Here is a 13,607-nt window from a genome sequence, read left to right as displayed (position 1 = left end):
ATTTTCTCCTTATTTGATTTGTTTTAATACAACCTTTTTCCGTTTGAATGGGACTTTTCCGCTCTTTTCTTCAGCTAGATTAGTCTGGTAACTCATCGATAAAAGCAAGCCAACACCAATCAGATTACTGATAATAGCTGATCCCCCTTGCGAAATGAAAGGCAAGGGAATCCCAGTCAAAGGAAGTAGGCCAGTCACAGCACCGATATTCTCAAAGATGTGGAAGAGTAACATCATAATCAAACCTGTGGAAATATAGGTGTAGAACTGGTTATTTGATTTGAGAGTAATCTTCAACATACGATAAATCAACATGAGATAGAGGGCGATAACAAGGACAGAGCCAATAAAGCCAAAATCTTCTGCAATGACCGTGAAAATCATATCCGACTCTCGAACTGGGATAAGCAGATTAGAAGCATTAAAACCTTGACCAAATAAGCCACCGCTCCCAATGGCAATCTGCCCTTGAGCCTGCTGATAAGTCGTTGTTTGGGCAAACTCAAAGGGATTGAGCCAAGCCAAAATCCGATTGATTTGGTAGGTCGGCATTCCAATCTGGTGAAGAAAAGCTCGTCCGTCCTTGCTAATAAAGATAGCTAAGAAACCAGCAACTCCTGTTACCGCAGTCACAAATACTGGGATAATGATTTTCCAAGAAACCCCTGATAATAAAACGATTCCTGAGAAAATAGCCACAAAAACCAAAGCCGTCCCTAAGTCACTTTGAAGTGCTAAAAGAACTAGTACTGGAATAGTAAAGAGAATCATCCAAAAAATTAACAAAAAGTCCAGCGGAACCGTGCGTCTCCATTCCTTATGTTTTTTAGTAAATTGGACAATGACACGAGCCAACATGAGGATATAGGATATCTTCATAAATTCTGACGGCTGGAACAAGGTAACACCATTTACCGATACCCAGTTTTTGGCACCCGTTGATGCAACTAAGCTTGGATTATAAAAGACAATCGGCAAGACCATAAGTCCCAAGCCTAAAATATACAGAAAGGGGGTCACTTTCCAAAGAAATTCTGTATTAAAGAGCATGACGATAAAACCAATCACAAGCCCCAAGGCGATCCAGGCGACCTGCTGCCCTAAAATGGGCAGAATATTGTTTGGATAATCATGACTAACGGCTATATAGATAGCCACCACACCGATGACCAGTAGAAAAAATACTGGCAATAGCAAACTATAATCGACTCTAGAGTCGAGAGAACGTTTCATATACACTAACCTTATACTTTCATACAATACTATTTATCAAAGTTCATTTAAAAATCTATCAATAGCCTCATTAACTTCGGATCGAGAGACGGTTTTAACAGTCGCTTCTTTTGCTAAAGAAGTCACTATTTGCTTGCCATATCGTTTTCCGACGATTCTTCTATCCAGAATGAGGGTTAAAGAACGTTGGTGTTCGCGTCTCATACTTCTTCCTAAAGCCTGTTTTAAACGAATAATGGCCATTGGCAATTGATAATCATAAAAGGCATTTTTCCCTTCTTGAATCAGTTCCTGATTGATTTTTTTCATCAAGGGCTCTTGGGGATTTTGGAAAGGAAGTCTTGGTACAACTTGAATCACAAAAGGATGACTTGAAAAATCAACTCCCTCCCAGAAACTTGCTGCACCAAGCAGGATTTGTTGTTCACCTTTTTCAAAGCGTTTCTTCAGTTGATGAACATCCCCATTTTTATACTGGGCCAAGTGACTTACAGGGAGTAAATCCGATACTGCTAGAAGCATATCTTTAGCAGTAAAGAGAACCAAAATCGGTTGCTGGAAAGCTCGAATTTCCACTAGTAAATCAGCTACCTCTCTGGCATAAACTTCTAAGGAGGTTTCTGTTACCAAGGGAAAATCCTTGACCAAGACCACTTCTTGATCCTGTTTTTTACCAGCTTCAATCTTAACAAATTTGGCTTCAGGATAGCCTAACAGGTCTGCCAAAGAAACTCTTTGACTAATCTCAAGAGTAGCCGATACTCCCAAGACTTGGCATGAATCAGGCACTAAAGAAGATAGAAGAATACGGCCTGATTTCGTAGAAGAAATCTGAATTTTCTTTTGACTCGTTTCAGTTGCTTCAAGCCAGTAATCTCGGTCAGCTGTAAAATAGCGAACCAGTTCCCCAAAGCCTTCTACCTCTAATTCTGAAAAATACTGGTGGAGATTGGCCAGAGAATCTAAGATATTTTTCCTAGATTTGCCAGACTGAAATTGTTCTATCAAGTAGATAAACTCAAAGCGAATACTTTCTAGTATTCGTTGTTGAATCCTGTTTTGTTCTTCTACTAAAGCCTTATCAACTAAAGCAATAATAGACTGGATATCGTAGGTCTCTTGAAGCAGATTTTCTAGAGCCAACAAAACTTTTTGGACTTCATCAATAATCAATAAACGGTCGCTGACAAATTCAGGATTATCTTCAAGTCTGGTTACAAGATAGGCATGATTGGTCACTAAAAGCTTACAGGACTTTGCCCTTTCTTGACTACGTTTCCAGAAATCTTCCGTCACAAATAAGCTTTTAGAAGACAAATTTCCATCATGACGAAGATCTGTCAGAAAATGTTGGTAACGGTAGAGTTGACCAATCTCATCCAAATCTCCTGTCTCTGTCTCTGTCAACCAAACCAAGAGTTGCATTTTAAAGCGTCTAAATAAGCGATTTTCATCATTTTCCTGCAAGGAATGATAAAAAGCATCCAACTTCAGATAATTGTGTGGTCCCTTTAAACTATGAATATCTATATGGAACACTTCCTTGAGACGTTTACCCTCTTCTTCCATGATTTGATTTTGAAGAATCTTTGTCGGAACGCTAAGGACAATCTGACGATTTTCCACTTGGGACAAAGCGGGTAAGAGATAGCCATAGGTTTTCCCAATCCCTGTCGGTGCTTGAATCAGAGATACAGGCTCCTCCTTCAATAGCAAGCCGACCTCTTTAGCAAAACGTTCCTGCTCCTCCCTCACTTCAAGGTTCAACAGAGAAATATTCTTAGAAAAATCTTGGGATAGTTTTCGTGGCTCCAGGGGGGCTCCAGTTTTCTTGAAATACAGTTCTTGAACTTGGACCAAGTCTGGAGAACTCAGGATAGATTGGCTGCGATAAATTTCTTCAATAACCAGGTAGGACTCATATAAGAGGGCGTCAGCCATTTCCAGCAAGCGTTCCAAGAGTCCTTTAGGAAGTTGGGCCATCTTTTCCCGTAAAAACAAGAGTAATTCTGCTGTAGCTTGAGCATCTGAAAGGGCTGTGTGAGCATGTTTTAGAGGAATTCCTAATTCTCGACACAAAATCGGCAAACTATATTTTTCCAGTTCTGGGAAAAAGACTTGGGCCAATTCGACCGTATCAACACGAGGATTTCTTAGTTCATAGCCTTCAAAAAATAAATTTTCCGCCAAGAGATTGGCATCAAACTGAACATTGTGGGCTACAAAAATCCCATCCTCCACCAAGTCAAAGATTTTTCTGGCAACTTGCGAAAAATCAGGCGCTTGCGCCAGACGTTGATCAGTCAGTCCTGTCAGTTCTTTGATATGAGCATCCAAGGGTTCATGTGGATTGACATCCGTCGTATAGTGATCAACGATTTTTCCGTCCTCAATCACGACAATTCCCACTTGGATAATTTTAGCCTTACTACCTGTGCTAGTTGCCTCTAAATCCACCACAACATAGCGATTACCAATCGTTTTCATTATAAAAAATTATACCAAAAAAAGGGCCATTTGGCACCTGCAAACATGGGATAATTTTCAAACTCAAGAAGGTTACTTGTATTAAAAATCCCAGCAAACAGAGCATCCTAGCCTACTTATTTTTTTGAAATTATTGGAGAATAAGAAAAATTGAGAGAAGAAATGTTTACATCTTCCTTCTCTCAACGAATCATTTGCTTTATTTAACCATATCAGGATCGTAGTCATAGAATCCTGTATCAAGGAAACGGTTTTTAGGGTGAAGTTTACGAACTTCTTCATCCAGCAAGAAGGCTTGGTCATGGCTAAAGTTACCCTCTTGAATCAAGCTACGCGCTTGGATAAAGAGTTTTGCAATCTCAACAAAGTTCTGACCAGGAGTGTAGAGCCCTTCTAGTTTCCAGTGAGTAAAACCATGCTCCACCAATTCTGTTAATTTGGTCATCAAATCAAGGTCATTGTTTGCAAAGATGTGGGTACCATGATTGTCTTCAAAAATGGAATAGTGGCTCTCTGGGTCACTCGGCTCAGCCAAGAAGAGATCACGCTTGCGCGTCTTTTCATCATCGATATGCGTAAAGTTATAATAGTTTTGCAAGAGCGGACGTTTAGAATGATGGATGACACTGGCACCGTAAACCAAAACTTCAGCAGGAATTTCCAAAATCTCTGGCATTTTGAAAAGTTCAGCTGATGGAATTTCACGCGCCAAAACAGCCTCAGATGCGCCAGCCTTTTGTCCCCAGAAGTTTATCTGACGACTGCTAGTTACCATAGTCGAAGCATCGTAGATGGTCTTAAATGAATAACCATCGCGGTTGACTACGTAAAAGACACCTGCATCCCCAATCGTAATGTAGTCTGTCTTGATTTCTTCCAAAAAGTCTAAGAAAGGCTTGATACGGTCCATCATATCTTGGTGCATGAGGGCGTTAACCGCAACAATCAATTCCTTACCAGCATCATGAACCAGCTTAGCGATTTCACGCAATTGGTCATGACTAAAGGTTGTTGGTAGACGAAGGCCAAAATCTTTCTCACCGACATATATACGGTCTACGCCAGCTTCGAGCAGTTGTTTAACTTGTTCAATACTTTCAGCAGTTGCTGTAATGATAATCTTTTCCATAAGGAAAATTATACCATATTTCTCAAAAATCAGCTATTCTTTGAAAATGAAAAGGTACTTTATTCTTTTTGTAACCTTTCTGTAATAATTCTCTGCTGAAAAAATGATAAAATGGGTATGTACTGTTAAGGAGAGAATCATGCCCGTAAGAAAATTACAATCCTATGAGGTAGACTATCAAGAAGAATTAAACCAGCAACTTCCTCATTATCAAGCTTATGCACCTGAAGCACAAGCTGATAGCAATCTCAAAGAAATTTTATTTTTTGTCAATATCGCTGTTTTTTGTATCTGCATTGCCATCTTTAGTTTTATCTTTTTATCATTAAAATTAACAACTGTGCTCGCCTTACCTGCAGCAATAGTATCCAGCTTACTTGTTTTAAAAATCCAACGCTCTATTATCAAACGAAAACTTAAAAAATAAACATATCGCCCCATCCGGAGCGATATGTTTATTTTTTCTTTTTCGATGGTGTGTGGATGGCAATCTTCACTTCAAAGATTGTTCCCTTTGGTTTATTATCTTTGACAGTAATGGTTCCTTTAAGCGCATCTACAATTTGCTTGGCCAGAGATAATCCTAAACCAAAACCACCTTTTTGGCGGGTTCTAGCCTTGTCGACTCGATAAAAACGATCAAAAATTTTCTTTTTATCTTCTGTCGAAATACCGACTCCATTATCGGAAACTAGCAAATAAAGATTACGATCGGTCGCCGAGATAAGAAAATCAATTTCACCATCCTCTTCAGTATACTTGACAGCATTATCAAATAGGATGGTCATCAACTGCTTCAAGAGAAGCTGATCTGTGACAATCGGACGATGGATCCGATTTTCAAAACGGAAGACACGATCATTTTCCGAAGCAATCATCTCATAGTTTGTGAAAGTCGTATTGAAAAAACTAGTTGGAACTTCTGCAAGCTCCGGCTTAATCCCATCATCTCTCCGAGCTAAGTTCAGCAAGTTTGTCGTCAAAAAACGCATGTTTCGGACTTCTTCCAAACTCGATGCAATACTTTCGCTCACATCCATAATGGTAGCTTCTGGCTTACGAAAGAGGGTCTCTAAGCGATTTTGCAAAACTGCAAGTGGAGTCCGTAACTCATGACTGGCATTTTCCACAAAGGACTGTTGCTTCTGCATACTCTCAAGCAGAGGACGAACACTGACCCTAGCTAGATAGAGACTGGCAAGCAAAGACAAAATCCAGAAACTAGCCATCACAATCACAATCAATTTCTCATGCTTTTGACTGGCTTGCTCCAACTGACTGGTATTTATCAAGACAGCAGCATACTTGATATTGGTTGAAACCGAACTAATATTGGTTTCCATCAAAATCATACGATAGATTTCTTCCTGCCCATAGCTATTAAAAACCTGAATCTGGTAGATATGTCCTAGTTCTTTTTTCTCTAACTTAATCTTATCTAATCCCAAAAATCGATTTCCAGAAAGGAGTTGGGTAAAATTTTTATCAAAAAGAATGACTTCTGTGTTAGAACTGACATTGGGTTTTATCTCAGTCTTGCTAGTATCTGTAGCGGCATTTTCTAAATCTTTAATCTCTTCTGTTGCCCTATTTACTGCCAGCTGAATAACTGCTTGAGGATTTTCACTCAGTCCGTGGAGCTTATCATCCACTGAAGTATAGAGACTCGAGTGCATGACCTGTAAAATAATCAGAGTCATGGTAGAGAAAATCAAGGTAAAGACACCAAAGTTGCGGATAAAATAACTAAAGTCATCCGCATACCATGTTTTTTTTAGTTTACTGAACATCTTTTAAAATATACCCAACACTGCGCAAGGTTTGCAAATTCTCTGCAAAAGTGGTTCCTTTTAATTTCTTACGGACTTTTGAAACATAAACTTCGACAACCGAAATCGTTGTGTCACTATCAAATCCCCATAGACGATCAAAAATCTGAGTCTTCGGCAAAATAACATTTTGATTTTGAAGGAAATAAACTAGTAAATCGAACTCTTTCCCCAGCAATTCGACTGGAGTATCTTCAACCTTAACGGTATTGGTTGACAAATTGATGAGAATATCTCCATAAGATAGCGTATTTTCATTAAACTTGCCTGAACGTTTGAGAAGGGCTTGAATCCGCATTTTGAGTTCTTCTAGGTAGAATGGCTTGGTCAAATAATCATCCGCTCCCAGTTCAAATCCATGTCCCTTGTCATCCAAACTTTCCTTGGCGGTCATGATCAGAACTGGTGTCGTAATTCCCTTTTCACGCAATTCTTTCAAGACTTGGAAGCCATTTTTTTCTGGTAACATCAAATCGAGCAAAATCAAGTCATAGACGCCACTTTCAGCTTCGTAGAGACCTTCTTCTCCATCAAATACCTGCATGACATCCGCAAAATCGTCTAAAAAGTCAAATACTGAATTTGACAGTCCTAGGTCATCCTCAACCAATAAGATTTTTATCATGAGAAACTCCTCCTTATTAAAACTATTATACCAAATTTGCCTTAAAAAAAACTCAACTCTCTGCATTTTATATGAGATAGCTGAGTTTTCTTTTATTTAGTCTTAATTATTTAGTTCCGTATTGAAGAACAACTGCTTCCACTGCAGCTTTTTCACGGTTAATCAAGTCAACACGCGCTGCAATCTCCTTGATTCCCATACCGATGTTACGGCTAAGAGCAAGGTCAGAAAGCTGCGGTTCAAAGAATTCTTTGTATTCCGCCAAGCGTTGCTGAGTCTTAAATACGTGTGCAGGAAGGATAACAAAGCTATCAAAGCTCATATCTCCACCAAGAGCTGCCTTAATCCAAGCCCAGTTTTCACGCGCCCAAGACCAAGCTGTTTCCTGAGTTGCTTGATGAGCTAGGAATTGGTAATACCAAGCAGACAAGTCCTGCGGTTTGACCACAAATTTGTCCTTCCAAGCAGCGATCAAGGTTTGGATATTGTCCGCATCTGTACTGTATGCAAGAGCTGCTGCCAACTGGCGTTTAAAGACAGCATCTGTTGCGTGAGTATAAGTATCAAGATAAAGTGCTAACAAGTCTTTAGTCTCATGATGTTTCATCTCATTGATTAGAACTTGTGAGCGAATTGCTGCTGGAAGTCCTGCAAGATGATCCTTGTGAGATTCGAAGATTTGGCTAGCGACTTGACTAGCTTCTACATCATTTGAGCGAATCATCATAGAAATAGCTAACTGACGAACCAATTCATCCTCATCTGATTCTCCGTCTTTAGCTTCAAAATCAAGACGGTCATAGTTATGACGAGCCAATTTAGCAACCAATGCCTTGAAGGCTCTTTCAGCTTCTGTTCCTTCATCGATAAAGCGCTCAAGGGCCGAAATCACTTCAGAAACAGCTGAAACGACAAGGTAAGATTCTTCCTTAGCAAGTTTATCAAGAACTGGGAGCAAGTCAGCATAAGAAATGTACCCTGCCTCAGCAAGCAAACGACGTTCTTGGACGATTTGCAGTTTGCTTGTGTTATCAAGTGTCTCTAGCTCAGCAAGAACTGCATCCAACAAGTCTCCTTGATAGTCGGTAATGTAGTGGGCTGTATTTTCTGTGTTGAGACGAAGTGCTGTTTTATTTTCAGCAAGAAGAGCTGCGTAGCCAGGGATTTCGATGCTTTCAGTTTCGAGTGTATCAGGCAGGCCTTTCCAGTTGCTGTTTAGTGGCACAACCCAGAGACGGTTCTTATCTTCGTGCTCACCGATGAAGAATTGTTTTTGTGAAATCTTCAAGACATCATTTTCAACTTTGACAGTGAGAACTGGATAACCAGGTTGTTCCAACCAAGAATCCATAAAGGCTGCGACATCACGTCCAGACGCTTGACCAAGAGCATCCCAAAGGTCACGACCAATTGTATTGCTGTATTGATGTTTTTCAAAGTAGGCATGCAAACCTTTGGCAAAATCAGCATCACCTAGCCAACGACGAAGCATGTGCATGAGGCGACTTCCTTTGGCATAGACGATAGCGCCATCAAAGAGCGTATTGATTTCATCTGGGTGTTTGACTTCGACGTGAACAGACTGAACACCATCAGTCGCGTCACGTTCAAGAGCGTGAGGTACTCCACCTGTTTGGAAATCTTCAAAGATATTCCAGCTTGGCTCAATGGCATCCACACAGACGTACTCCATCATGTTAGCGAAGCTTTCATTGAGCCAAAGATCATCCCACCATTTCATAGTAACGAGGTTCCCAAACCATTGGTGAGCCAATTCATGGGCCACAACAAGGGCAACTTGTTGACGGCTGGCAAATGTTGAGTTCTCATCCACAACCAAGTATACTTCACGGTAGGTTACAAGACCCCAGTTTTCCATAGCACCAGCTGAGAAGTCAGGAAGGGCGATATGGAGAGATTGAGGGATTGGATACTTGACTCCGTAGTAATCTTCGTAAAACTCGATAGAGCGAACGGCAATGTCCAAAGAGAAATCAAGGTTAGAAAGCGGATGTGCTTTGGTAGAGTATATACCAACGAGGGTACCATTCTTAGTTTTAGCGGTTACCCCTTGCAAATCACCCGCAACAAAGGCTAACAAGTAAGAAGACATGCGAGGTGTTGTCTCAAACTTCCAGATACCTGTTTCCTTACGTTTTTCAACATCGATTTCTGGCATGTTAGACAAGGCCAATTCACCTTCTACTTGGTCAAAACGTAGAGAGAGGTCAAAAGTTGCTTTAGCTTCTGGCTCATCCACACATGGGAAGGCTTCACGCGCAAAATGGCTCTCGAATTGAGTTGACAAGACTTCCTTCTTGACTCCATCAACTGTGTAGTAAGATGGGTAAATCCCTGTCATGTTGTCTGTAATTTTTCCTGAGAAAGCGATAATCACTTCAACTTGACCAGCCTCAGCTAATTCAATATGAAGGGCTTCATTTTCATGGTCAAGTGTAAATGGACGAGCTTGACCTGCAACTTCTACAGTGGCGATTTCCAAGTCTTTTTGGTGAAGGGAAATACGGTCACTCTGTGCTTGACCAGTGATGGTCACCTTCCCTGAAAACGTCTTGGTCTCACGACTCAAGTCTAAAAATAAATCATAATGTCCAGGAACAAATTGCTTAATAAAATGTTCAACTGCTTGCATAATTTTCTCCTATTCTAAGTTTAAGAGCTGCTGCTCTTCTTCAAACAAACTTATTATATCATATTTTACTTGAGAAAAAAGGATTGGACGGCAATTTCCAAAACTTTCTTCCGTCTAGCAGTCTACAGGGGGTAGACCTTGCGAAATTCTTCTAAAACAACCTTGCTGTCAGGTGTAAAATTCTGTCCTGCCTCCCTCATCCACTCGGTGAAAAAGTCCTCATGAACCTGACGCCAATAGGCTAAAGATTTGTCTCCCTCGCCTTCCTTGTAGGCATGGTCAGCAGAAACTTGATTGAAGGGTTTAACAGAAACCTTTGTAATTTCGACAATGCAGACAGCCTGATTTTGACTATCTAAAATGACATCGAAGGTCCCTTCTTGCGGAAGGGGTTCATCTTCTAGTGCATAGAGATCGTAGGCTGAAGCTGTTGCCGTCTTTTCGCCTTTTAAAACCAAATCCGCTAAAAGGTCTGGTTCCACTCCAAAAGCCCAAGCATCGATTTCATCTCCGATAGAAGGATTGATTTGTTTGTATTTATTCCACATTTCTTGCGGTGTCATGGGTTTCTCCTTTGTAATTTTTTACTTTCTTCTTTTACACGTTTGAGGTGGTCTGGATGGTCAATCTCTAAATTAAAAATCTCTGGAATAGAACTGTAATGGATAATGCACTTGATACCCAACTGATTCATTTTTTGTATGAAAGAAGTATTCAGATAACCTGCTACAGCAAAATCAATCTTTTTCGCCCTTGCTTTATCCTGCATATCTCTTAGCATATCTAACATTATTGGACTTTCTATATCATGCCATTGACTGTTTCTCACAGTCGCAAAAACAAAGGAAGTCAAATCATTCATTCCAACTACAATCTTTGAAATGCCCGTTTCCAGTATCCTATTTAAGTCAAAATACGCTGACGGTAATTCAATCATCGTGCCGACTTTCCCAGTAAAGCCATACTGACGCAATACTGTAATAGCTTGTTTTAATTGGTCGGCATCATTGACAAAAGGAAAAATAACAGACAGATTGGGATTGGTTTGATAAACTTCTGTAACGACATGTGCTTCAGCCTGAAATTCATCCGGACACGCCAACAAACGCCTAGTTCCTCTATATCCAAATAAGGGATGATTTTCATCAAAATACTCTTTAGTCCCCTCTAAATAATTGGCTTCTGTATTCGTTAATTCTGAAAAACGATACCAGATCTCCTCATCTGAGTACAAGGAACAGATAGTATCTAGATAATCTTTTACAAATTGCTGACAACTTGGTAATAGTATATTTTGATTGAGCTCTCTCAATAAATATTCCCCACGAATCATGCCAACATGATGAAATAGTTGTGGGTAAACTTTTTCATCAAGTTTTTCGCCACTAAGGGCAAGTTGGTTTTTCATGTCCATTCACCTCGTCTTAAAAGATACAATATCAGATATCACTACATGAAACTTTCCTCTAGTTCAAAAGCTTCATAAGGTTCAACTAACTCATATCCTAAAAATTCTGCTACTTTTTTGGAAGCCTCGTTATGAGCATCCCAAAGTGGAAACATATCTCTATTTAAACTCTCTAGAATCATTGCAGCACCAAGCTTTTTAGCAAATCCATTTCCTTGTTCGTTTGGTCTAGTTGCAACTTCCACTTCAACTGCTCCACGGTAAACTAACCCTGAGGAAATCCCAGCAATCAGTTCATTATTTTTAAGAATCACAAAGCCAAATCCACCTTTTAAAACAAAATCCTGATAAGACTCAAAATCCCCCTGTAAATCCTGTGACCATTCTTTCGTAGAAAAGCAGTTATAAATATGATTATCAATAGGCACAATATTGTAATCTTCCTCTAAATGAGTAACTAGATCATTTAGAAATTTAACTTGAAAATTTGCCTTATCTTTAAAAGAATAGCGAGTAAAAGAATTTAGCCCCACTTTCCGATGCAGAAAATCTTGCCAATTAGTATTTTCTGAAATAATAATCTTATAATCTAAACCATATTTTCTAACAAAATCTTCCCAAAATCTGGAATCCAACTCCCCTGCTAGGTATAGAAAATTCCCAACATCATAAAAGCTTGTTGTCCTATCATTGTTTCGGTAGATAGTTCCAATTTGAGATTTAAGACCATAGAGAACCATATTTTTCTTCCATGTTTTAAATAGTTCCATTATCCCCCTACTTCACCTTCCAATTTCTATAGCTTGTCATATCTAATTCTGGAAATCCTAATAATTCAGACTTAACCTTCAAGACTAATGGCGATGCACTTTCTTCTGTAATCTCTTGAATATCCATCAAAATATATCCAAGTGAATCATTCGCACCATCAGACACAGCTTCCGAAATTGTAACTAGAGGTACACTCTCATTCATTTCAACATCATACAAGGCCATGATATGGTGAACCATAAAATTTTTTAACTCTTCCCTGACGAAAACATCGTAGATTCGAGGATTAGAATAACTTCTAACAGTAAATCCCGTCTCTTCCATAACTTCTCTAGTCAGCGTTTCCATCAGTCTTTCACCAAGTTGCTGACTGCCTCCAGGTAGATCATACCGATGTTGATAAGGGCCTCTCATTTTTCAATGCAGAGTAACTTCCCATTTTCAAAGCAAACACCATAGACTCCAAAGTGATTTTTGATTTCCATCCAAATCCTCCTATTTCAAAGACCAGCCACCGTCTACTGTAAGGATTTGTCCTTGCATGGCAGATGCCTTTCCACTGGCCAAAAAAAGACTGACTTCTGCCACTTCCTCTGGTTCAATCCAGCGCTTGATTGGGGTTTCACTCGCTACCCAGTCAGACAAACCACCTGGTTCAAAGTCGGCAGCAGTCATAGCTGTCTTGACTGCTCCTGGAGCAATCCCAAAGACCTGAATCCCAGCCTCAGCATAGTCTAAAGCCAACTGCTTAGTAAAGCCAGCCAAAGCATGCTTAGAGGAAGTATAGGCGTGACCACCTCCACCTGCTAGGCTAGAAGCAATGGAACACATATTGATGATGATTCCCTTTTTATTTTCCAGCATTTGTGTCAAATAATAGCGAGTCAACTCAACAGGAGTCACATAGTTAATTTCAAAAATCTCTTGAATTTCCTGGGCTGATTGTTCCAATAGGGGTTTATAAGCATCCAACACTCCAGCAGTATTGCACAAAATATCTACCTGAGGACACCAGTCAAAAATTGGCTCCAAGTCCAAGGTTAAATCTCTCTGTAAAAAGTGAAAATCACCCTCTAAGAGTGGATTTTTATCTTGGTCAACTCCATAAACTTGATAACCATTTTCTAAAAAGAGTCGAGCCTGAGCCAGACCAATGCCTGAACTCACTCCTGTAATGAGTACACGCTTAGTCATGCACTTCTACCCAATCCGTCGCCAAAACATCACAAGGTGTCGGGCTCCACATGGAAAATCCTTCTCCTTCGCCAGAAACGTTAATCAAAAAATAAGGAGTTACCTCTAAAGCCACACCATTTTGCTCGATGGTATCAAAGAGTTGGACATAGTTTTCAGCACCTCCCCAACCAGTACGTACATATTTTTTCTTAGCCTTTAACCCAGGTAGAATTTCTTCAAATGTCATGTTTATCTCCTTTAATATCAATAATTCTTCCCTTCATTATAACAAAAAA

General features: G+C 39.8%; 12 protein-coding genes and 1 pseudogene. 1 reads left to right on the top strand and 12 read right to left on the bottom strand.

Annotation, left to right across the window (positions count from 1 at the left end; genetic code table 11):
• Positions 1 to 9 precede the first annotated feature (9 nt).
• The 3 genes from HW098_RS01790 to HW098_RS01780 all read right to left on the bottom strand — a co-directional run bounded on the left by HW098_RS01790 (position 10) and on the right by HW098_RS01780 (position 4,849).
• Positions 10 to 1,233 (bottom strand): FtsW/RodA/SpoVE family cell cycle protein, encoded by a 1,224-nt coding sequence (locus tag HW098_RS01790; protein WP_173262763.1) that lies wholly within the window; start codon positions 1,231 to 1,233, stop codon positions 10 to 12.
• Between the two features lie 36 nt (positions 1,234 to 1,269).
• Entirely contained in the window at positions 1,270 to 3,720 is a 2,451-nt protein-coding gene (locus HW098_RS01785) for a bifunctional DnaQ family exonuclease/ATP-dependent helicase (protein ID WP_176139088.1), read from the bottom strand.
• Between the two features lie 199 nt (positions 3,721 to 3,919).
• The gene (locus HW098_RS01780; RefSeq protein WP_000411189.1) at positions 3,920 to 4,849 is read right to left on the bottom strand and encodes a peptidase U32 family protein; all 930 of its coding nucleotides are present in this window, start codon (positions 4,847 to 4,849) and stop codon (positions 3,920 to 3,922) included.
• Between the two features lie 139 nt (positions 4,850 to 4,988).
• Here HW098_RS01780 and HW098_RS01775 point away from each other — a divergent pair, with 139 nt between their 5' ends.
• The gene (locus HW098_RS01775; RefSeq protein WP_057487219.1) at positions 4,989 to 5,276 is read left to right on the top strand and encodes a DUF3270 domain-containing protein; all 288 of its coding nucleotides are present in this window, start codon (positions 4,989 to 4,991) and stop codon (positions 5,274 to 5,276) included.
• A 28-nt stretch (positions 5,277 to 5,304) separates the two neighbouring features.
• On the opposite strand, the gene ciaH is transcribed toward HW098_RS01775, so the two are convergent.
• From ciaH to HW098_RS01730, 9 genes and pseudogenes are all read right to left on the bottom strand, one after another.
• The gene (gene ciaH, locus HW098_RS01770; RefSeq protein ID WP_176139087.1) at positions 5,305 to 6,639 is read right to left on the bottom strand and encodes a two-component system sensor histidine kinase CiaH; all 1,335 of its coding nucleotides are present in this window, start codon (positions 6,637 to 6,639) and stop codon (positions 5,305 to 5,307) included.
• A complete protein-coding gene (ciaR, locus tag HW098_RS01765) occupies positions 6,629 to 7,303 on the bottom strand; it encodes a two-component system response regulator CiaR (RefSeq protein ID WP_000590627.1) in 675 nt (224 codons plus the stop codon). Before ciaR ends, ciaH begins: the two co-directional genes overlap by 11 nt.
• 106 nt (positions 7,304 to 7,409) lie before the next feature.
• Positions 7,410 to 9,956, bottom strand: a complete 2,547-nt coding sequence (locus tag HW098_RS01760) for a M1 family metallopeptidase (RefSeq protein WP_176139086.1) — start codon at positions 9,954 to 9,956, stop codon at positions 7,410 to 7,412.
• Positions 9,957 to 10,078: 122 nt separating this feature from the next.
• Positions 10,079 to 10,519, bottom strand: a complete 441-nt coding sequence (locus HW098_RS01755; RefSeq protein ID WP_176139085.1) for an ASCH domain-containing protein — start codon at positions 10,517 to 10,519, stop codon at positions 10,079 to 10,081.
• On the bottom strand, positions 10,516 to 11,364 hold the full coding sequence (locus tag HW098_RS01750; RefSeq protein WP_176139084.1) for a putative PEP-binding protein: 849 nt from the start codon (positions 11,362 to 11,364) through the stop codon (positions 10,516 to 10,518). Before HW098_RS01750 ends, HW098_RS01755 begins: the two co-directional genes overlap by 4 nt.
• Positions 11,365 to 11,405: 41 nt before the next feature.
• Positions 11,406 to 12,134, bottom strand: a complete 729-nt coding sequence (locus tag HW098_RS01745; RefSeq protein ID WP_176139083.1) for a GNAT family N-acetyltransferase — start codon at positions 12,132 to 12,134, stop codon at positions 11,406 to 11,408.
• A gap of 7 nt (positions 12,135 to 12,141) precedes the next feature.
• A pseudogene (locus HW098_RS01740) lies at positions 12,142 to 12,620 on the bottom strand (NUDIX hydrolase).
• Between the two features lie 10 nt (positions 12,621 to 12,630).
• Positions 12,631 to 13,329, bottom strand: coding sequence for a 3-oxoacyl-ACP reductase (locus tag HW098_RS01735; RefSeq protein ID WP_176139082.1), 699 nt, complete (start codon positions 13,327 to 13,329; stop codon positions 12,631 to 12,633).
• On the bottom strand, positions 13,322 to 13,558 hold the full coding sequence (locus tag HW098_RS01730) for a DUF2829 domain-containing protein (protein ID WP_000141913.1): 237 nt from the start codon (positions 13,556 to 13,558) through the stop codon (positions 13,322 to 13,324). The genes HW098_RS01735 and HW098_RS01730 overlap by 8 nt, the downstream gene beginning before the upstream one ends.
• Between the last annotated feature and the right edge of the window lie 49 nt (positions 13,559 to 13,607).

It is taken from the genome of Streptococcus sp. 1453 (assembly GCF_013276955.1).
In the GTDB taxonomy this organism is placed as follows: domain Bacteria; phylum Bacillota; class Bacilli; order Lactobacillales; family Streptococcaceae; genus Streptococcus.
The sequence above is the reverse complement of the archived record's forward strand: the minus strand, read 5'-3'. Positions and strand labels throughout refer to the sequence as shown.

Excerpts from the sequence above, each read along its gene's own strand:
- HW098_RS01775 (WP_057487219.1), top strand. The coding sequence starts at position 4,989 with ATGCCCGTAAGAAAATTACAATCCTATGAGGTAGACTATCAAGAAGAA.
- HW098_RS01755 (WP_176139085.1), bottom strand. The coding sequence starts at position 10,519 with ATGACACCGCAAGAAATGTGGAATAAATACAAACAAATCAATCCTTCT.
- HW098_RS01745 (WP_176139083.1), bottom strand. The coding sequence starts at position 12,134 with ATGGAACTATTTAAAACATGGAAGAAAAATATGGTTCTCTATGGTCTT.
- HW098_RS01780 (WP_000411189.1), bottom strand. The coding sequence starts at position 4,849 with ATGGAAAAGATTATCATTACAGCAACTGCTGAAAGTATTGAACAAGTT.
- HW098_RS01790 (WP_173262763.1), bottom strand. The coding sequence starts at position 1,233 with ATGAAACGTTCTCTCGACTCTAGAGTCGATTATAGTTTGCTATTGCCA.
- HW098_RS01735 (WP_176139082.1), bottom strand. The coding sequence starts at position 13,329 with ATGACTAAGCGTGTACTCATTACAGGAGTGAGTTCAGGCATTGGTCTG.
- HW098_RS01760 (WP_176139086.1), bottom strand. The coding sequence starts at position 9,956 with ATGCAAGCAGTTGAACATTTTATTAAGCAATTTGTTCCTGGACATTAT.
- ciaH (WP_176139087.1), bottom strand. The coding sequence starts at position 6,639 with ATGTTCAGTAAACTAAAAAAAACATGGTATGCGGATGACTTTAGTTAT.
- HW098_RS01750 (WP_176139084.1), bottom strand. The coding sequence starts at position 11,364 with ATGAAAAACCAACTTGCCCTTAGTGGCGAAAAACTTGATGAAAAAGTT.
- HW098_RS01785 (WP_176139088.1), bottom strand. The coding sequence starts at position 3,720 with ATGAAAACGATTGGTAATCGCTATGTTGTGGTGGATTTAGAGGCAACT.
- HW098_RS01730 (WP_000141913.1), bottom strand. The coding sequence starts at position 13,558 with ATGACATTTGAAGAAATTCTACCTGGGTTAAAGGCTAAGAAAAAATAT.
- ciaR (WP_000590627.1), bottom strand. The coding sequence starts at position 7,303 with ATGATAAAAATCTTATTGGTTGAGGATGACCTAGGACTGTCAAATTCA.